This window comes from Streptomyces sp. NPDC001904 (assembly GCF_040297005.1).
Classification (GTDB): Bacteria; Actinomycetota; Actinomycetes; order Streptomycetales; family Streptomycetaceae; genus Streptomyces.
Window position 1 is genome coordinate 1 of record NZ_JBEOYI010000038.1, and the last position, 19,629, is coordinate 19,629.

General features: G+C 71.8%; 16 protein-coding genes. 8 read left to right on the forward strand and 8 right to left on the reverse strand.

Annotated features, from left to right (window positions below):
* The first annotated feature begins 227 nt into the window (after positions 1–227).
* Positions 228–3,356, forward strand: coding sequence for a sacsin N-terminal ATP-binding-like domain-containing protein (locus tag ABT127_RS36065; protein WP_351459743.1), 3,129 nt, complete (start codon positions 228–230; stop codon positions 3,354–3,356).
* A gap of 205 nt (positions 3,357–3,561) precedes the next feature.
* Positions 3,562–4,506 (forward strand): hypothetical protein, encoded by a 945-nt coding sequence (locus ABT127_RS36070; RefSeq protein WP_351459745.1) that lies wholly within the window; start codon positions 3,562–3,564, stop codon positions 4,504–4,506.
* Between the two features lie 19 nt (positions 4,507–4,525).
* On the opposite strand, the gene ABT127_RS36075 is transcribed toward ABT127_RS36070, so the two are convergent.
* Together ABT127_RS36075 and ABT127_RS36080 are read right to left on the reverse strand one after the other, a co-directional pair.
* Positions 4,526–6,940, reverse strand: coding sequence for an HAD-IC family P-type ATPase (locus ABT127_RS36075; RefSeq protein ID WP_351459747.1), 2,415 nt, complete (start codon positions 6,938–6,940; stop codon positions 4,526–4,528).
* Positions 6,941–7,240: 300 nt separating this feature from the next.
* The gene (locus ABT127_RS36080) at positions 7,241–7,507 is read right to left on the reverse strand and encodes a DUF2530 domain-containing protein (protein ID WP_351459750.1); all 267 of its coding nucleotides are present in this window, start codon (positions 7,505–7,507) and stop codon (positions 7,241–7,243) included.
* A gap of 236 nt (positions 7,508–7,743) precedes the next feature.
* Here ABT127_RS36080 and ABT127_RS36085 point away from each other — a divergent pair, with 236 nt between their 5' ends.
* Positions 7,744–9,189, forward strand: coding sequence for an NCS2 family permease (locus ABT127_RS36085; RefSeq protein ID WP_351459753.1), 1,446 nt, complete (start codon positions 7,744–7,746; stop codon positions 9,187–9,189).
* A 19-nt stretch (positions 9,190–9,208) separates the two neighbouring features.
* On the opposite strand, the gene ABT127_RS36090 is transcribed toward ABT127_RS36085, so the two are convergent.
* Positions 9,209–9,391, reverse strand: a complete 183-nt coding sequence (locus tag ABT127_RS36090; protein WP_351459756.1) for a ribbon-helix-helix protein, CopG family — start codon at positions 9,389–9,391, stop codon at positions 9,209–9,211.
* Between the two features lie 167 nt (positions 9,392–9,558).
* On the opposite strand from ABT127_RS36090, the gene ABT127_RS36095 reads away from it, so the two are divergent.
* The 3 genes from ABT127_RS36095 to thpR all read left to right on the forward strand — a co-directional run bounded on the left by ABT127_RS36095 (position 9,559) and on the right by thpR (position 12,154).
* Positions 9,559–9,996 carry a MarR family winged helix-turn-helix transcriptional regulator gene (locus ABT127_RS36095; RefSeq protein WP_111665353.1) on the forward strand — a complete coding sequence of 146 codons (438 nt, stop codon included), beginning with the start codon at positions 9,559–9,561 and terminating at the stop codon, positions 9,994–9,996.
* 83 nt (positions 9,997–10,079) lie between these two features.
* Complete coding sequence (locus ABT127_RS36100) at positions 10,080–11,426, forward strand: MFS transporter (protein WP_351459759.1); 1,347 nt, start codon at positions 10,080–10,082, stop codon at positions 11,424–11,426.
* A 170-nt stretch (positions 11,427–11,596) separates the two neighbouring features.
* On the forward strand, positions 11,597–12,154 hold the full coding sequence (gene thpR, locus ABT127_RS36105) for an RNA 2',3'-cyclic phosphodiesterase (RefSeq protein WP_351459761.1): 558 nt from the start codon (positions 11,597–11,599) through the stop codon (positions 12,152–12,154).
* Positions 12,155–12,284: 130 nt separating this feature from the next.
* Here the strand turns inward: thpR and ABT127_RS36110 are convergent, their stop codons facing one another.
* Positions 12,285–13,274 (reverse strand): aldo/keto reductase, encoded by a 990-nt coding sequence (locus tag ABT127_RS36110; protein WP_351459763.1) that lies wholly within the window; start codon positions 13,272–13,274, stop codon positions 12,285–12,287.
* Entirely contained in the window at positions 13,271–14,227 is a 957-nt protein-coding gene (locus tag ABT127_RS36115) for an AraC family transcriptional regulator (RefSeq protein WP_351459766.1), read from the reverse strand. The genes ABT127_RS36110 and ABT127_RS36115 overlap by 4 nt, the downstream gene beginning before the upstream one ends.
* Before the next feature lie 104 nt (positions 14,228–14,331).
* Here ABT127_RS36115 and ABT127_RS36120 point away from each other — a divergent pair, with 104 nt between their 5' ends.
* On the forward strand, positions 14,332–15,231 hold the full coding sequence (locus ABT127_RS36120; protein ID WP_351459769.1) for an MBL fold metallo-hydrolase: 900 nt from the start codon (positions 14,332–14,334) through the stop codon (positions 15,229–15,231).
* 6 nt (positions 15,232–15,237) lie between these two features.
* On the opposite strand, the gene ABT127_RS36125 is transcribed toward ABT127_RS36120, so the two are convergent.
* A complete protein-coding gene (locus ABT127_RS36125) occupies positions 15,238–15,921 on the reverse strand; it encodes an SGNH/GDSL hydrolase family protein (RefSeq protein ID WP_351459771.1) in 684 nt (227 codons plus the stop codon).
* 68 nt (positions 15,922–15,989) lie between these two features.
* Here ABT127_RS36125 and ABT127_RS36130 point away from each other — a divergent pair, with 68 nt between their 5' ends.
* A complete protein-coding gene (locus ABT127_RS36130) occupies positions 15,990–16,982 on the forward strand; it encodes a WD40 repeat domain-containing protein (RefSeq protein ID WP_351459774.1) in 993 nt (330 codons plus the stop codon).
* Between the two features lie 133 nt (positions 16,983–17,115).
* Here ABT127_RS36130 and serC read toward each other — a convergent pair whose 3' ends face one another.
* Positions 17,116–18,234 (reverse strand): phosphoserine transaminase, encoded by a 1,119-nt coding sequence (gene serC, locus ABT127_RS36135; protein WP_351459776.1) that lies wholly within the window; start codon positions 18,232–18,234, stop codon positions 17,116–17,118.
* Between the two features lie 130 nt (positions 18,235–18,364).
* On the reverse strand, positions 18,365–19,609 hold the full coding sequence (locus ABT127_RS36140; RefSeq protein WP_351459779.1) for a cytochrome P450 family protein: 1,245 nt from the start codon (positions 19,607–19,609) through the stop codon (positions 18,365–18,367).
* Between the last annotated feature and the right edge of the window lie 20 nt (positions 19,610–19,629).

The window sequence follows — 19,629 nt, forward strand, 5'->3', positions numbered from 1 at the left end:
CTCGAGCGCGACGACGGGGCAGACCGGCGACTTGCCCGCGGCCTCGACGGCCTGAGACGAGCTCCGCTCGCCCAGGGGAGGCTGCGCGTCAGCGCATGCCTCAGGGGCGCGGGGAACTGCGCGGCCAGCCCCCACCGGCCGGCAGCCGGGTACGCGCCTCGCGGGGCAGCCCGCGGCCCGCGATAACGTTCGGGCCGATCGTTGCAGCCGGCCAGAGGAGTGCACCCGTGAGCGTCAGCGAACCCGCGCCGGACGGCATCGACCCGTTCGGCACCGCCAGACTGCGGCGGGGCGTGCTGGACGCCTGGGCGGCCAGCGCGGCCCGGTTCCGGGAGGACGCCAACGCCGAGGAGGACCTCGCGCTCGGCGGCTACCGCGACCGCCTGGTCGTCGAACTCGCCCAGAACGCCGCCGACGCCGCCGCCCGCGCGGACGCCGAGGGCCGCCTCGCCCTCACCCTGAAGGACGGCGTCCTCGCCGCGGCGAACACCGGCGCCCCCCTCGACGCGGCCGGCGTCGAGTCCCTGTCCACCCTGCGCGCCTCGGCGAAGCGGGACGACGCGACGGGCGCCGTGGGCCGCTTCGGCGTCGGCTTCGCCGCGGTGCTGGCCGTCTCCGACGAACCCGCCGTGCTGGGCCGCACCGGCGGCGTCCGCTGGTCCCTCGCCGAAGCCCGGGACGCCGCCGCCGACACCGCAGGGACCAGCCCCGCGCTCGGCGACGAACTGCGCCGCCGCGACGGCCACGTGCCGCTGCTCCGGCTGCCGTTCGCGGCCGAGGGCCAGGCCCCCGGCCCGTACGACACCGTCGTCGTGCTGCCGCTGCGGGACGCCGCCGCCGAGGCGCTCGCCGCCCGGCTGCTCGACGAGGTCGACGACACGCTGCTGCTGGCCCTGCCGGGGCTCGCCGAGGTCACCGTCACCACCGACGCCGGCACCCGCACCCTGCGCCGCACCGCGCCGGACGCCACCACCCCGTACACCGTCATCACCGACGACGCCCGGGACCCCGCCGACGTGCGCTGGCGCACCGTCGGCCACCAGGGCGCGCTCGGTGCCGAGCTGCTCACCGACCGGCCCGTCGAGGAACGCCTCCGCCCGCACTGGTCCGTCACCTGGGCCGTGCCCGTGGACGGCGACGGCGCCCCGCGGCGCCCGGTCAGCGCCCCCGTGCTGCACGCCCCGACGCCCAGCGACGAGCCGCTGGGCGTGCCCGCGCTGCTCATCGCGTCGTTCCCGCTGGACACCGCGCGCCGGCACGTCGCGCCCGGCCCGCTCACCGACCACCTCGTCCAGCGCGCCGCCGACGCCTACGCCGAACTCCTGGAGACCTGGCGCCCGGTGGGCCCCGGCATCCTCGACCTGGTCCCCGGGCCGCTCGGCAAAAGCGAGCTGGACGGCGCCCTGCGCGCCGCGATCCTGGAGCGGCTGACCCGGACACCTTTCCTGCCGCCCGCTCTCGCACCGGACGAGGACGAGGACCGGCCCGACGCCCTCAAGCCGCGGGACGCCGAGGTCGTCGAAGGGGCGGGCGCCGACACCGTGCGGGTCCTCGCCGAGGTCCTGCCGAGCCTGCTGCCGGCCGGCCTCGAACGCCGTACCGAGCTGCGCACCCTCGGCGTCGCCCGGCTGCCGCTGACCGAGGCCGTCGACCGGCTCGCCGGTCTGGAGAAGGAGCCCGGCTGGTGGCGGCGGCTCTACGAGTCCCTGGCCGGGGTCGACCCGGACCGGCTCAGCGGACTGCCCGTGCCGCTCGCCGGCGGCCGCACCACCATCGGCCCGCGCCAGGTGCTGCTGCCCACCGCCGAGGCCGCCGTCCCCGGTGACGCGCTGGCGCGGCTCGGCCTGAAGGTCGCCCACCCCGACGCCACCCACCCGCTCCTGGAGAAGCTGGGCGCGCTGCCCGCCACGCCCCGCGCGGTCCTCACCACCCCGCAGGTCCGCGCGGCCGTCGCCGCCTCCCTCGACGACGAACCCGCCTGGGACGACGACGGCGCGCTGGGCGCCGACGAGTTGGCGGACGTCGTGCTCACCCTGGTCCGCGACGCCCACCTCGACACCGGCGACGAACCCTGGCTCGGCGCCCTCGCCCTGCCCGACGAGGACGGCGAACTCGCCCCCGCCGCCGAACTCCTCCTCCCCGGCAGCCCGCTCGCCGGGGTCATCCGTGAGGGTGAACTGCCCTACGTGGACGAAGAATTCGCCGAGCGGTGGGGCGAGGGCCCGCTCGCCGCGTGCGGAGTGCTCGCCACGTTCGCCCTCGTGCGCGCCACCGACGTCGTCCTCGACCCGGACGAACTCGACCCGCGGGACTCCGACTACCCCGAACCCGACGACCCGGGGCTGCTCGACGCCGTCGACGTGTGGTGCGAGGACGTCCTCGACCGGCTGCCCGACACGCCCGTACCGCCGGTCGCCACCGAACTCGTCGCCGTACGGGACCTGGACCTCGTCGACGAGGACCGCTGGCCGCAGGCGCTCGCGCTGCTCGCGCAGCCGCCCCTGCGCGACGCCCTCACCCAGCCCGTCCGGATCCTGCTGCCCGACGGCACCCACGAACTCGTCCGCCCGTACACGGCCTGGTGGCTGCGCGGCAATCCGGTGCTCGACGGCCGCCGCCCCGCCGGACTGCGCGCGGCGGGCGGCGACCCGCTGCTCGACGGGCTGTACGAGTCCGTGGACGCCGCCGGTTTCGAGGACGAGCAGGTGCTGCGCGCCCTCGGGGTGCGCACCTCCGTCGCGGCCCTCCTCGACGAGCCCGGCGGCGCCGCCGAACTCCTCGACCGGCTCGCCGACCCGGACCGCCCGGTCGGGCCCGCCCAACTCCACGCGCTCTACGGCCTGCTGGCCGATCTCGACCCGGAGCAGGTGACGCTGCCGGACGAGGTGCGGGCCGTGCGGGACGGCGAGGTCGTCGTGGCCGACGCCGCCGACGCGCTGGTCGCCGACGCCCCGGACCTGATCCCGCTGGCCGGCGGGCTGCCGCTGCTGCCGGTCGCCCCGGCGCGGGCGGCCGAACTCGCCGAGCTGTTCCAGGTGCGGCGCCTCGGCGAGGCCGTCGCCGCCGAACCGACCGGCACCGACGCCACCGAGCACCCCGTGCCCGACTCCGTCCGCACGCTCCTGGGGGCCGCGACCCCGGCCACGTACCTGGAGTACGAGGAGCTGTACGTCGGCGGGACCGAGGCCGACTGGCGGCGCACCGCCGACGGCACCGTGCACGCGGCGACCCTGGAGGGGGTCGCCGCCGGTCTCGCCTGGGCGGCGGGGCAGTGGCCGCGCCGGTTCGAGGTGGCGGCGCTCCTGGAGGATCCGTCCCGCACGGCCGAACTGGCGCGGGACCGCTGGTTCGACTGACGCCGCCCGGCCGGTGCCGACTTGTGGAGGTTCTGTGAGGGGTGCGGCCCGAATGTAATCTGGATCACTTACAGAATCTTCATACAGAGTGCAACTTCTTGCGGGGTCCCCACGTCTCACTAGCGAGTCAACAGACTCCTAGACCACTTGGGACCCGCGTGATGGCATCCGCACCGCGGGCCCCCTTCTCCACTGTGGGGAACACATGCGCATTCGTGCCACCGCGGCCGCCGTGACGGTCTCCGGCGCCCTGGCTCTCACCGCGTTCGCCGTCCCGGCCGCCCAGGCCGACAACGGCTGGCAGGGGACGGGCGTCGCCCAGAAGTCCCTGGTCGACCTCGTCAAGGACCACGCTTCCAGCGCCGCCCCGAAGGCCAAGGCGCGCGCCCTGGCCGCCGACGAGCCCTACGCCCTCAACCTGAAGTTCTCCGGCGTCAAGATCAACAACGGCAAGCCGATCGTCGCCGGTACGACCAACAAGGTCACCGTCCCGGTCACCTACAACGTCTCGTTCGGCTCCGACCCGGGCATCTTCGCCGACGACTTCATCATCGGCATCGGCCTGTACTGGTCGAACGCCAGCGAGACGGACGGCAACTACCTGGGCACCAACGGCTCGACCTGCCAGGTCTCCGCCTCGTCGGCCACCTGCAAGGACACGGTGACGATCACCCCGAAGCTCGACCTGTACAACAGCGACGCGGGCGCCAAGTGGACGGCCGAGGGCGTCGCCATCGCCCCCAACGGCGAGGACATCGACAGCGACGACGCCGACCTGAGCAAGGTCGGCTTCGTCTCGCAGGACGGCGTCGCCAAGAAGGTCGCCCTCCAGCGCTACGCCAAGCTGAGCACCAACGCCACCCCGGAGCCCATCAAGAAGGGCAAGACCCTCACGGTCAAGGGCGCCCTCACGCGCGCCAACTGGGACACCGCCAAGTACGCGGGCTACACCCAGCAGAAGGTCACCCTGCAGTACCGCAAGAAGACCTCCAGCACCTACACCACCCTCAAGACGGTCACCTCGGACTCCAAGGGCAACCTGAGCACCACGGTCAAGGCGTCCGCCGACGGCTACTTCCGCTACAAGTTCGCGGGTACGTCCACGACCCCGGCCGTGACGTCCACCAGCGACTTCGTCGACGTCCGCTGAATCTCCGACTGATCAGCCGCTAGACGGGGAAGCGGCGGCCGACCCACCTCCACAGGAGTTCGAGGACGGCCGCCGCCACCACCGAGACACCCACCGCGGTCCACGGCATCACGGCGCCGACCAGCTTCAGGGCGAAGAAGTCCTGGAGCCACGGCACGACCAGGACCAGCAGGAAGCCGAGACCCATCGCCGCCACCAGGCAGATCCGCCACCAGGTGTAGGGGCGGGCGATGATGGCCAGCACCCACATCGAGATCAGGAACAGGGTCAGCGTGGCGGCGCTGGTCTCGGCGTTCAGCGCGTCGGAGCCCGTGTAGTAGTGCCGGGCCACCATGTACATCACGAACGTCGCGATGCCGGCGACGGCGCCGCCCGGAATCGCGTACCGCATCACGCGTTTCACGAAGTGCGGCTTGGCCCGTTCCTTGTTGGGGGCGAGCGCGAGGAAGAACGCGGGGACGCCGATCGTCAGCGTCGACAGCAGCGTCAGGTGCCGGGGCAGGAACGGGTACTCGACCTGGAAGCAGACCACCATCAGTGCGAGCAGCACCGAGTAGACCGTCTTGACCAGGAACAGCGTCGCCACCCGCGTGATGTTGCCGATGACCCGGCGGCCCTCGGCGACCACCGAGGGCAGCGTGGCGAAGCTGTTGTCGAGCAGCACGATCTGCGCGACCGCCCGGGTGGCCTCGGAGCCCGAGCCCATCGAGACCCCGATGTCGGCGTCCTTCAGGGCCAGGACGTCGTTCACCCCGTCGCCCGTCATCGCGACCGTGTGCCCGTGCGACTGGAGCGCCGCGACCATGTCCCGCTTCTGCTGCGGGGTGACCCGGCCGAACACCGTGCCCTCGTCGAGCGCGTCCGCCATCTCGCTCTGCTCGGCCGGCAGGGTACGGGCGTCCACCGTGTTCTCGGCGCCGGGCAGGTCCAGCTTGGCGGCCACGGCGCCGACCGACACCGCGTTGTCCCCGGAGATGACCTTCGCCTTGACGTCCTGCTCGGCGAAGTAGCGCAGGGTGTCACCGGCGTCCGGGCGCAACCGCTGCTCCAGGACGACGAGGGCGGCCGGTTCGGCGCCCTCCTTCACCGCCGGGTCGGCGAGGCTGTCGTGGGTCTTGCCGACGCGGGCGAGCAGCAGGACCCGCAGCCCCTGCCGGTTCAGCTCGTCCACCTCCGCGAGGGCCGGGTCCTCGGCGGGGAGCAGCACGTCGGGCGCGCCGAGCAGCCAGGCGCTGGTCGTGCCGTCGCCCTCGCTGAAGGCGGCGCCGCTGTACTTGCGGGCGGAGGAGAAGGGCAGCGCCTCGGTGCAGCGCCACTCCTCGGCCGCCGGGTAGGCGTCGATGACGGCCTGGAGGGAGGCGTTCGGGCGCGGGTCGGAGTCGCCGAGCGCGCCGAGCACCCGGGCCACGTACTCCTCGCCGAAGGCCGTGCCGTCCAGCGGGCGCAGCTCGGAGACGTCCATGCCGCCCTCGGTGAGCGTGCCCGTCTTGTCCAGGCAGACCGTGTCGACGCGGGCCAGGCCCTCGATGGCCGGAAGTTCCTGCACGAGGCACTGTTTCCGGCCGAGTCTGATGACGCCGATCGCGAAGGCGACGGAGGTGAGCAGCACCAGCCCCTCGGGGACCATGGGCACGATGCCGCCGACGGTGCGCGCGACGGAGTCCTTGAAGCCGTGCTCCTTGACGACCAGCTGGCTGATGACCAGGCCGATCGCGGTCGGGATCATCATCCACTGGACGTACTTGAGGATGGTGGAGATGCCGCTGCGCAGCTCGGACTGGACGAGCGTGAAGCGGCTCGCCTCCTCGGCCAGCTGCGCCGCGTACGCCTCGCGGCCCACCTTCGTCGCGGTGAACGCGCCGCCGCCCGCGACCACGAACGAGCCCGACATCACCGGGTCGCCCGGCTGCTTCACGACCGGGTCGGCCTCGCCGGTCAGCAGCGACTCGTCGATCTCCAGGCCGTCCGCCTCGGCGCAGGTGCCGTCCACGACGATCTTGTCGCCGGGGCCGATCTCGATGAGGTCGCCGAGCACGATCTCGGAGGTGGAGACGGCGGCCGCGACGCCGTCCCGCCGGACCGTGGGCTTCGCCTCGCCGATCACCGCGAGGGAGTCGAGGGTCTTCTTCGCCCGCCACTCCTGGATGATGCCGATGCCGGTGTTGGCCAGGATCACGTAGCCGAAGAGGCTGTCCTGGAACGGGGCGACGGCCAGCATGATCAGCCAGAGCACACCGATGATCGCGTTGAACCGGGTGAAGACGTTGGCCCGGACGATCTCGCTGAGCGAGCGGGAGCTGCGCAGCGGTACGTCGTTGACCTCGCCGCGGCTCCGGCGCTCCTCGACCTCGGCGCCGGTCAGGCCCGTCGCCCTCGTCGGCAGGGGGACCGGGTGCACAGGGTCGAGCTCGGGGCCGGCGTCGATGTGCGTCATGTCTCCGACGGTACGGGTGGATCGGGGGGTTCACCCCTTGGGCGGGGCTTTATCCGACCTGGGGAGGACGCTTGTCCTCCGGGGGGTGTAGGGGCCGTCGGCGGGTGCGCCGCCGTCGTGGCTGGCCGCGCAGTTCCCCGCGCCCCTGAGATGCGCACTTCGTGCGGCATCTCATCAACAGAGGCGCACCTTGGGTGCCCTCTCTTTTGGAGAGGCGCGCGAAGCGCCTGCCTCAGGGGCGCGGGGAACTGCGCGACCAGCCACGACGGCGGCGCGCGTACAGGGAGAGCCGCAGTGGGGTCAGTCGGGAAGGGCGGAGCCGCTTGCGGCGGCGCGCTTCAGAGCCGCGTCGCGGCCGCGGACGTACCAGATGCCGATCAGGCCCAGACCGGCGCCGGCCAGACAGGTCCAGATCCACCACGTGTGCCCGTGGTCGTCGAACCAGCCGTAGAACGGCAGCTGGACGAGGAAGAGGACGAACCACAGGATCGTGCCGCCGGTGATGGTGGCGACGACCGGACCCTCAAGGGGTTCCGGCGCCTCATGCTCAGGTGTCCACTTCGCCATGGGAACAGCTTAACGACACCTCCGAAACCCGTCGCAGCCCCCGCCCCCCATGGGTCTACGCGCGGAGATAGCGATTTCCGGCTCATATGTTCATACTGAAACCGCCTGAGAATGGCTACTTCTGTTCGTACGAAACGCCAATGGGAGCAACGGGGAACCCCGCTGGTGGCCACACGTAGACCAGACTTGATCACATCCTGCCCACTGGGCACCGCTGAAAATCGCTGAGGTCAACCATGTCCACTTCGGCCACCGCCCCGGTCGATGTCAACGAGCAGCCGCCGGAGCCCAAGAACGGCCTCGACCGCTACTTCAAGATCTCCGAGCGCGGCTCGACCGTCCCCCGTGAGATCCGTGGTGGCCTCGCCACGTTCTTCGCGATGGCGTACATCATCGTGCTGAACCCGATCATTCTCGGCAGCGCGAAGGACATGTACGGGCACCAGCTCGACAACGGCCAGCTGGTCACCGCGACCGCCCTGACGGCCGCCTTCACCACGCTGCTCATGGGCGTCATCGGCAATGTGCCGATCGCGCTGGCGGCCGGCCTCGGTGTGAACACCGTCGTCGCGCTGCAGCTCGCCCCGCGCATGTCGTGGCCGGATGCGATGGGCATGGTCGTCCTCGCGGGCTTCGTGGTGATGATCCTGGTCGCCACCGGTCTGCGCGAGCGCGTCATGAACGCAGTGCCGCTCAGCCTGCGCAAGGGCATCGCGATCGGCATCGGCCTGTTCATCATGCTGATCGGTCTCGTCGACTCCGGTTTCGTGAGCCGCATCCCGGACGCCGCGCACACCACGGTGCCGCTCCAGCTCGGCGCCGACGGTCACCTGAACGGGTGGCCGGTGCTCGTCTTCGTCCTCGGCGTACTGCTGACCCTCGCCCTGCTGGTGCGCAAGGTGCCGGGCGCGATCCTCATCTCCATCGTCGTGATGACCGTCGCCGCGGTGATCGTCAACGCCGTCGCCAAGATCCCGTCCTGGGGTCTGACCACGCCGAAGTGGCCGGGCAACCCGGTCGCCACCCCCGACTTCGGGCTCGTCGGCAAGGTCAGCCTGTTCGGCGGCTTCGAGAAGGTCGGCATCCTCACCGGCGTGCTCTTCGTCTTCACCGTGCTGCTGTCGTGCTTCTTCGACGCCATGGGCACGATCATGGGCATCAGCGACGAGGCGCACCTGACCGACGAGAACGGCCAGATGCCCGGCATGAACAAGGTGCTCTTCATCGACGGCATCGCGGTCGCCGCCGGCGGCGCCTCGTCCTCCTCCGCCACCACCTGCTTCGTGGAGTCCACGGCCGGTGTCGGTGAGGGCGCCCGTACGGGTCTGGCCAACGTCGTCACCGGCACGCTCTTCGCCGTCGCGCTGTTCCTCACGCCGATCGCCACGATGGTCCCGTCCCAGGCGGCCACCCCCGCGCTGCTCGCGGTGGGCTTCCTGATCCTGTCGGGCGGCATCCGCGCGATCGACTGGGACGACTGGACGGTCGCCATCCCGGCCTTCATCACGATGCTGATGATGCCGTTCACGTACTCGATCACCAACGGCATCGGGATGGGCTTCATCGCCTTCACCGTGCTGCGCGTGGTCGCGGGCCGGGCCAAGGAGGTGCCGGTCGCGATGTACGCCGTGTCGGCCGTGTTCGCCTTCTACTACCTGATGCCGGCGCTCGGCCTGACCTGATCCCCGTGTCGCGGGGCGGCTAGGCCGCCCCGTAGAACCTCTCCGTCTCCTCGACCGACGTCTTGAAGCGTTCGTCGAAGTCGTCCCGAATGAGCGTCTGGACCACATAGTCCTGGACGCTCATTCCCCTTTTCGCGGCATGCCCCTTGAGCCGGTCGAGCAGCTCACCGTCTATCCGCAGGCTGAGCACAGTCGATCCCATGCGAACAGCGTCGCGGGGCGCCGCGCCCGGGCGTGTCACTTTTCGGATGCGGCTCACTCGTTTGAGTGACGTGAGGTTTCCCGGTGCCCGCGTGCGTGGTGGGGATCACGGGCGGAGGAGTGCCCCCCGGTGGTAGTTAGGCACAGTAATGAGTTACGCTAACGAACATGCCGGACCTCTCCCATGGCGACGATGCCGCCGCCGTGAACTCCCTGCGCTCCGCCGTGATGCGCCTGTCACGCCGACTCAAGCACCAGCGGGTCGACGAATCGCTGAGCCCCACCGAGATGTCGGTGCTCGGCACCCTCGCCGGATGCGGCTCCGCCACCCCGGGTGAGCTGGCCCGCAAGGAGCACGTGCAGCCGCCGTCGATGACCCGCATCGTCGCGCTCCTGGAGGCCAAGGGACTGGTCCGGCTGGAGCCTCATCCCGAGGACCGCCGGCAGAAGGTCGTCACGTCCACCGAGCAGGCCGAGACCATGCTCCTGGAGTCCCGCCGCAAGCGGAACGCGTGGCTGGCGAACCTGGTCGACGGCCTGGACGAGGACGAGTGGGCCAAGCTCCGCGAGGCCGCGCCCGTCCTGGAGAAGCTGGCCCACCTGTGACCGACCGCACCCGAACCCCGTCCGCACAGCCGTCACTGTCACTGACCTCGCGCTGAGCCGACCGCCGAGGAGGCGAACCCACTTTGAGTACGGGATCCGGAGCAGACTCCGCCCCCGCACCTACCCCTACTCTCCCCGCTTCCGGGGGCAAGCCCTCGATGTTCGCCAGCCTGCGCGTGCGCAACTACCGGCTGTTCGCGACCGGGGCCGTCATCTCCAACACCGGCACCTGGATGGCCCGCATCACCCAGGACTGGCTGGTGCTCTCCCTGACCGGTTCGTCCGCCGCCGTCGGTGTCACCACGGCGATGCAGTTCCTGCCGATGCTGCTCTTCGGGCTGTACGGCGGAGTGATCGCCGACCGCTTCAAGCGGCGCAACCTGCTGTTCTGCACCCAGGGCGCGATGAGCCTGTCGGGCCTGTTCCTGGCCGTCCTGACCCTGTCCGGCCACGTACAGGTCTGGCACGTCTACGCCGCCGCCTTCTTCACCGGGCTCGTCACGGTCGTCGACAACCCCTCGCGGCAGTCCTTCGTGTCCGAGCTGGTCGGACCCGACCAGGTCCGCAACGCCGTCTCGCTGAACTCCGCCAACTTCCAGTCCGCCCGGCTCATCGGCCCCGCCGTCGCGTCCGCGCTGACCGCCGCCGTCGGGCCCGGCTGGGCGTTCCTCGCCAACGGCCTGTCCTTCCTCGCGCCGCTCACCGGGCTGCTGCTGATGCGCACCCGTGAGCTGCACGAGATCAAGCGGACGCCGCGCGGCAAGGGGCAGCTCAAGGAGGGGCTGAACTACGTCTCCAAGCACCCCGAGCTGATCTGGCCGATCGTGCTCGTCGGGTTCGTGGGGACCTTCGGGTTCAACTTCCCGATCTGGCTGAGCGCCTTCGCCGACGACGTGTTCCACGGCGGGGTCGGGCAGTACGGCATGTTCAACACGCTCATGGCGATCGGTTCGCTCGCCGGGGCGCTGCTCGCGGCGCGGCGGCGGTCGGCGCGGCTGCGGGTGCTCGTGGGGGCCGCGATCGGGTTCGGGGTGCTGGAGATCCTGGCCGCGTTCGCGCCCGGGGTCTGGCTGTTCGCCCCGCTCGTGGTGATCCTCGGCGTCCTCGGCATCACGACCAACGTCACCGCCAACTCCTCCGTGCAGATGGCGACCGATCCCGAGATGCGGGGGCGGGTGATGTCCCTGTACTTCATGGTGTTCACCGGGGGTACGCCGCTGGGCGGGCCGTTGTTCGGGTGGCTCGCGGACCAGTACGGGGTGCGGGTGAGCTTCATGCTGGGCGGGCTGATCTGTGCCGGGGCCGCGGTGCTGGTGGGGCTGATGCTGGCCCGGGCCGCCAATCTCCGGCTCAAGGTGGATCTGCGGCGCGGGGAGCGGCATGTGCAGTTCGTTCCCCGGGAGCCGGTGCCGGTGGCGGCGGTGGCGTAACCGTCTGCCGGGTGCCTGTTCGTCCGGTGCCTGTTCATCCGGCGGCTGCGGCCCGGTGGCCGCTTCCCGCGCAGTTCCCCGCGCCCCTGAGGGCGAGCTCCGCTCGCTTCAGGGGCGCGGGGAACCGCGCGTTCGGCCACGACGAGAGCCGCACCCGGGAGACTGGCCCCATGAGACTCTTCGCCGCTGTTCTGCCGCCCGCGGAAGTCGTCGACGAACTCGGCGGCCACGTCGACCGGCTGCCGGCCGGGGACGGGCTGCGGTGGACCGGGCGGGGCGGATGGCATCTGACCCTCGCCTTCTACGGAGACGTGCCGGAGGCCACCGTGCCCGACCTGTCGGAGCGGCTGGCCCGGGCCGCCGCGCGCACCGCGGCGTTCGGGATCGGGCTGCGCGGCGGCGGGCACTTCGGCGGGCGGGCCCTGTGGACCGGGGTCGGCGGCGAGACGGCCGCACTGCGACGGCTCGCCGAGCGGGCCGGGGCGGCGGGCAGGAAGACCGGGACCGACGGGGACCACCGGAGCTACCGGCCGCACCTCACCCTCGCCCGCGCCCGCGACACGTACGACTTCGGGCCGTACCTCACCGCGCTCGACACGTTCGCCGGGACACCGTGGACGGTCGCCGAGCTGGCCCTCGTACGCAGCAATCTGCCGAGGTCCGGGGTGCCGGGGGAGCAGCCGCGGTACGAGAAGGTCGGCGGCTGGCCGCTCGCCGGTGCGCGTTAGGCTCGACACGTGGACCCGAAGACGCGGAACCGGATCATGGCCGGTGTGCTTGTGCTGATGTTCGTCGTGGTGGCGGTGGCGGCGGCCGTCGGAAACTGACCCCTTCCCCGGCGGCCGCCGCACCCGCGGACTACCAGGCGAAGGCCTCCGGCGACGGCCCCGGGCCCGGGAAGATCTCGTCCAGCGACGTCAGGACGTCCTCACCCAGCTCCAGCTCGACGGCGCGCAGCGCCGATTCCAGCTGCTCCTTCGTGCGCGGGCCGACGATCGGGCCGGTCACGCCGGGCCGGGTCAGCAGCCATGCCAGGGCCGCCTCGCCGGGCTCGATGCCGTGCTTGTCGAGCAGATCCTCGTACCGCTGGACCTGGTCGCGCACCTTCGTGTTCTCCAGGGCGCTCGCGCTGCGCCCGTCCTTGCGGCGCTTGCCCTCGGCCTCCTTCTTGAGCACGCCGCCGAGCAGACCGCCGTGCAGCGGGGACCAGGGGATGACGCCGAGGCCGTACTCCTGCGCGGCCGGGATGACCTCCATCTCGGCGCGCCGCTCGGCGAGGTTGTACAGGCACTGCTCGCTGACCAGGCCGACGCGGCCGTGCCGGGCGGCCGTCTCGTTGGCCTGGGCGATCTTGTAGCCGGGGAAGTTGGACGAACCGGCGTACAGGATCTTGCCCTGCTGGACCAGGGTGTCGATGGCCTGCCAGATCTCCTCGAAGGGGGTCCGGCGGTCGATGTGGTGGAACTGGTAGATGTCGATGTAGTCGGTCTGGAGCCGCTTGAGCGAGGCGTCGACGGCCCGGCGGATGTTCACCGCGGAGAGCCGGTCGTGGTTGGGCCAGACGTCTCCGTCGCCCGCCATGTTCCCGTAGACCTTGGTGGCGAGGACGGTCTTGTCGCGGCGGCCGCCGCCCTGGGCGAACCAGGTGCCGATGATCTGCTCGGTACGGCCCTTGTTCTCACCCCAGCCGTACACGTTGGCGGTGTCGAAGTAGTTGATGCCACTGGCCTGGGCCGCGTCCATGATGGCGTGGCTGTCGGCCTCGTCCGTCTGCGGTCCGAAGTTCATGGTGCCGAGGACGAGCCGGCTGACCTTGAGTCCCGTGCGTCCGAGCTGCGTGTACTTCATGACTGCTTAGCCAAGGACGTGGAGTGCGCTCTAGGCAAGTGTCCCGCCCGGTACCGCCCCGGTGTCACCCCGAACTCGCGGCGGAAGGCGTGGGAGAGGGCGTAGGGCGTGCCGTAGCCGACCTGGCGGGCCACCGACTCCAGAGGGGCGTCCGCCGTGCGCAGGAGGGTCGCCGCGCGGGTCATGCGCCACCACGTCAGGTACGCCATCGGGGGGCGGCCCACCAGGGCGGTGAAGCGGCGGCCCAGGGTGGCGCGGGAGACGCCCGAGCGGGTGGCCAGGAGACCGGCGGTCCAGGGCGCGGCCGGGTCGCCGTGCAGCAGCCGCAGGGCTTCGGTGACCACGGGGTCGGCGAGCGCGGCGGGCCAGCGGGCGCTGCCGGAGCCCGTCGCCGGGTCCGTGGTCCAGGCCCGGATCATGTAGACGAGCAGCAGGTCGAGCAGGCTCGGGACGGCCGCGCAGGAGCCGGGGCCCGGCGATCCCGCCTCACGGGCCAGCAGGGCGATGGCGGAGCGCAGTTCGGGGTGCGGGTCGGCGCCCGCGCCCTCGCGCGGCAGGTGGACCACGTCGGGGAGTTCGGCGAGCAGCGGGTGGGTGTGGCTGCGGTCGAGGCGGTACTTGCCGCAGAGGAGCTCCACGGCGGGCGCCCCGGAGCGCGGCGGACGGTCGCCCACGGTCTCGAAGGGGGCCGCCCGGGCCACCCTCGCCGCGTCGGCGGGCGCGTCGGCCAGCACATGGCCCGCGCCGTGCGGCAGCAGCACCGCGTCACCGGGGCGCAGGGTGAGCGCGGGGCCGGTGTCGGGGAGCAGCCAGCAGCCGCCCGTCAGCGCCACGTGGAAGCCCGCGCCCTCGTACGGCTCCAGGCGCACGCACCACGTCCCGTTCACCCGCAGGCGGTTCACGGACGGACTGCCCGTCCGCACGGCCGCTATCGCGTCGCTGACCACATCCATGGGCCCAGGGTAGGCAGACGCGAGCGAGCGAGTGAGCCGATCGCGTATCCGGACGAGCCCCACACGCATTGGGGCGCTCGGTCCCGGCGCCTAGCGTCGAAGGCATGGACACGGACATCGAACACAGCAGGCTCGGCGACGTCGAGGTCATCAAGGTCGTCGAGGTGCGCGCGCAGCCCTTCGGCGCGGCCGGCGAGATCGTCCCCGGGATCGAGGACGTCTGGCGGGACGGCCGGGAATGGCTCGCGCCCCGCTTCCAGGAGCCGGGCAGCGGCGCGATCCTGGCCGCCGTGCAGGCCTGGGTGCTGCGCAGCGAGGGCCGCACGATCGTCGTCGACCCGGGCGTCGGCAACGGCCGCGAACGGCCCGGCACCCCGCACTTCTCCGGCCTCGACACCGACTTCCCCGACCGGCTCGCGCGGGCGGGCGTGCGGCCCGAGGACGTCGACCTCGTCGTCAACACCCATGTGCACGGCGACCACGTCGGCTGGAACACCCGCGCCGAGGGCGGGAGTTGGGTGCCCACGTTCCCGAACGCCACCTACCTCGTGCCCCGCGCCGACCACGACTTCTTCGGCCCCGGGGGAGCGGCCCGCACCCGTGAAGACAACCACCGCTTCCTCTTCGCGGACAGCATCGCGCCCGTCGTGGAGGCCGGGCAGGCGGTGCTGTGGGAGGGGCGGTCCCACCGGATCGACGGGCAGTTGACGCTGGAACCCGCACCGGGGCACACCCCGGGCTCGTCCGTGCTGCGGCTCGCCTCCGGCACCGACCGGGCGGTCTTCGTCGGCGATCTGCTGCACACCCCGGCCCAGTTCCTCGCCCCGACGTGCAGCAGCGCGATGTGCGTGGACCCGGCGGAGTCGGCCGCCAGCCGTGTACGGGTGCTCGGACGGGCCGCCGACGAGGGCGAGTTGGTGATCCCCGCGCACTTCCCCGGGCCGGGCGCGGCGGAGATCCGGCGGGAGGGCGCCGGGTTCGCGGTGCGGCGCTGGCAGCTGTAGGGAGGGTCAGGCAGGCCGGCGGTACGGGCCGCCGAGGCCCCAGGCCTGGTGCAGCGCGTCCGCGAAGGCGGCGGCCAGTTTGTGTTCGCCGGAGGCGTTCGGGTGGGTGCCGTCGTACGTGTCGTGGTGGATGTCGTACGCGTCCGGGACCGTCGCCAGCAGGAGCGGCGAGCGGGGTTCGGAGAGGTCGGCGACCGCCTTGGCGAGGAGGGTGTTGAAGTGGGCGACCTCGGCGGCGAAGGGGGCGTCCGACTCGGCCCTGATGTTCGGGATCACCGGGAGCACCACGATGCGGACCGCCGGGTTCGCGGTGCGGGCCTCGGCGACGAAGCGGCGCATGTTCGCCGCGGTCTGCCCGGCGTCCGTGTAGAAGCCGAGGTCTATCAGGCCCAGGTTGACCAGGAGCACGTCCGGGCCGCAGGTGCGCACCGCGTCGGCGACGACCGGCGCCATGTGCAGCCAGCCCTCGCCCCAGCCGGCCAGATGGCGGCGCGGGAAGCCCGGGTCCGCGTACGCCAGGGACGTGGGGGCGTCGGCGGTCTTGTCGTAGAGCGTCTCGCGGGGCCCGACGACCGCGACGGTCCCGTCCTCGCAGGCCGACCGCAGGTGGCACCAGAAGCGGTGCCGCCAGGTGTGCTCCCCGGCGCTGCCGATGGTCTGGCTGTCGCCGACGAACATGAACCTGAGCATCCGCTCATCATCGTCGATCGGCGGGGTCGCGTGCGTGTGAGCCCTGACACGCCTGGCAAGCTGGGGTCATGCGTTCGTATCTGGGTGCGGCCGGGGCCGCGGTCGTCCTCGTGCTCGGTGGCGCCGCGGCGCCCGCGACGGCCGACAGTCCGCCGTCCGTCGGCTCCTCCGGTTTCACCATCGAGGACCCGCGGATCACCGAGTCCAGCGGCCTCGCCGCGTCCCGCGCCCACCCCGGCGTCTACTGGACGCACAACGACAGTTCGGACGGCGCGTACATCTTCGCGATCGACGGCCGCACCGGGAGGACGCTGGCCCGGATCACCCTCACCGGGGTCGGCGCGCCGCGCGACGTCGAGGCCATCTCGGTCGGCCCCGACGGGAACATCTACGTCGGGGACATCGGCGACAACCTCGGCGGCAAGTGGGACCACGTGTGGATCTACAAGCTGCCCGAGCCGAAGAAGCTCGTCGACCAGACCGTGCGGGCCACCCAGTACGTCGTCAAGTACGCGGACGGGCCGCGCAACGCCGAGTCGCTGATGGTCCATCCGAAGACCGGCCGGGTGTACATCATCGAGAAGGGCGAGGACGGCGGCGGCCTCTACGAGGGACCGGCCACGCTCGACTCCGCCGCCACCAACACCTTCCGGCGCATCGGCGACATCGACCTCTGGGCGACCGACGCGGCCTTCTCCCCGGACGGCGAGCAGCTCGCCGTGCGCGGCTACTTCGGCGGCATCTCGTACTCCTGGAACGACGGAAAGCCCAAGCGGCAGGGGCAGTTGCACGTGCCGCTCCAGCCGCAGGGCGAGTCGGTGACGTACACCCTCGACGGCAGGACGCTGCTCTACGGCAGTGAGGGCAAGAACAGTTCCGTGGAGCCGGTGGAGGTCGAGGGGGCCGATACCGACGCATCCGGCGGGGGCGGGAGTTCGGCGTCCGGGGACGGGTCCGATGGTGGGGGCGGGTTCACCGGGAAGGCCGGGGCCGTGGGGGCCGCCGTCGTGCTCATCGCCGTCATCGGGATCGGGCGGCTGGTCCGGAAGCCGCGCAAGTAGTTCGTCGGGCGCGCCACCGTCGTGGCCGGCCGCCACGGAAAAGCCGCGGACGCGACTGCTCGGTCGATCAGCAGACGCGTCCGCGGCTTTCGGCGTGGTTGCTCGCGCAGTTCCCCGCGCCCCTCACGGGGTCTTAGAGCTGGCCGATGACGTGGTCGATGCAGGCCGTCAGGGCCTGGACGTCGGACGGGTCGATGGCCGGGAACATCGCGATGCGGAGCTGGTTGCGGCCCAGCTTGCGGTACGGCTCGGTGTCGACGATCCCGTTGGCGCGGAGCACCTTGGCGACGGCGGCGGCGTCCACCGAGTCGTCGAAGTCGATCGTGCCGATGACCTGCGAGCGCTTGGCGGCGTCCGTGACGAACGGCGTCGCGTACTTCGACTCCTCGGCCCACGAGTAGAGACGGGTCGAGCTGTCCTTCGTACGGGCCGTGGACCAGGCCAGACCGCCCTGGCCGTTGATCCAGTCCAGCTGCTCGGCGAGCAGGAAGAGCGTGGACAGCGCCGGGGTGTTGTACGTCTGGTTCTTGCGGGAGTTGTCGATCGCCGTGGGGAGGCTGAAGAACTCCGGGACGTGACGGCCCGACGCGTGGATGCGCTCGGCGCGCTCGATCGCGGCCGGGGAGAACACGCCGATCCACAGGCCGCCGTCGGAGGCGAAGGACTTCTGCGGGGCGAAGTAGTAGACGTCCGTCTCGGCGATGTCGACCGGCAGGCCGCCCGCGCCGGAGGTGGCGTCCACCAGGACGAGGGAGCCCTCGTCGGCGCCGGCCACGCGCTTGATCGGGGCCGCGACACCGGTCGAGGTCTCGTTGTGGGTCAGGCCGTAGACGTCGACGCCGGCCTCGGCCACGGCCTCCGGGTGGGTGCCCGGGTCCGAGGAGATGACGGTCGGCTCGGCCAGCCAGGGCGCGAGCTTGGACGCCTTGGCGAACTTGGACGAGAACTCGCCGAAGTTCAGGTGCTGCGACTTGTTCTCGATCAGGCCGTGCGTCGCCACGTCCCAGAAGGCCGTGGAGCCGCCGTTGCCCAGGACGACCTCGTAGCCCTCGGGGAGGGAGAAGAGGTCCTTGACACCTTCGCGCACACGGCCGACCAGGTTCTTGACCGGGGCCTGGCGGTGCGAGGTGCCGAGCAGAGAGGTACCGGTGGCGGCCAGCGCGTCCAGCGCTTCCGTCCGCACCTTGGAGGGGCCCGCGCCGAAACGTCCGTCGGCGGGCTTGATGTCAGCGGGAATCTGGATCTCAGCCACGAGCCGGAGGGTATCGCCTCGGTGAAACCGGACGGAAACGTGTCCGTTCGATGAGACGACTCCTCCGGCCCGTGGACTTGTGGAGATCTACGGGGCCGGGGCGGGTACGGCCCCCTGACCAGCCGTCCGATCAGCCGCCGAGCACCACCGGCAGCTCGAAGAGGTCGTTCTGCGTCACCACCGGCTTGTTGCGCAGCTCACCCGGCTCGACCGCCAGCCGCAGGCCGGGGAAGCGGGCGTACAGCGCGGGGAGCGCCACCCCGGCCTCCAGACGGGACAGCGCGGCGCCGGGGCAGACGTGCGGGCCGTGGCCGAAGGAGATGTGCCGGGTCTCCGAGGCGCGGGTGATGTCGAACGAGTCGGCGGTCGGGCCGTGCGCCTGCTCGTCCCGGCCGATCGCCCCGTAGGACACGATCAGGGCGTCACCCTGCTTGATGGTCTTGTCGCCGACCTCGACGTCCTCGGCGGCGAACCGGATCAGGACGTGGGAGGTGGGCGTCGAGTAGCGCAGCGTCTCCTCCACCACCTGCTCCCAGGTGGCCTTGCCGTCGAGGACGAGGGCCAGCTGGTCGGGGTGGGCGGAGAGGTTCACGACCGCGTTGACGATCAGCGAGATCGTCGTCTCGTGGCCGGCCGCGACCATCAGCTGGAGCGTGGAGACGATCTCCGCGTCGGTGAGCCGATCGCCGTTCTCCGACGCCTGGATCAGGGCGCTGGTCAGGTCGTCGCCCGGCTCCTCGCGGCGGGCCGCCACGACCGCGCCCATCATCGCGGCCAGCTCGCCGAGCGTCGCGATGACCTCCTCGGGCGGGGTCTGCGTGGAGAAGAACTTGTCGAACAGGACCTTCAGGCGCGGGTGGTCCGCCTCGTCTATGCCCATCAGGTCGCTGATCACGTACATGGGCAGCGGGTAGGCGAACCCGGCCTTCAGGTCGACCGTCGCGCCCTCGGCGGGCAGCTTGTCCAGGAGGCCGGTGGTCAGCTCCTCGATGCGCTCGCGCATCCGCTCCACCCGGCGCACGGTGAGCGCCTGGGCGACCAGGGCGCGCAGCCGCCGGTGGTCCTCGCCGTCCACGGTCAGCATCGAGCGGCCCGGGTTGGCCAGGCCGATCAGCGGCCAGTCGGCGGGGATCTCGCCGCGCTGCCAGGCGCCCCACACCTCGATGTCCTTCACCAGGCGTCTGTCGGTGAGGAGCCGGCGGGCCTCCGCGTGGTGGGTGACCGCCCACACCGGGACCCCGCCGGGCAGTTCGACCTCCGCCAGCGGGCCCGCCGCGAGCAGCCGGGCGGTCTCGGCGTCCAGATCGGTGACGAAGGGGTCGAGCGGGATGCGGGCGGCGGACGCGTGGGGGCACGTGGCTGCAGATGTCGTCATGACGAGGGCTCCAGGAGTCC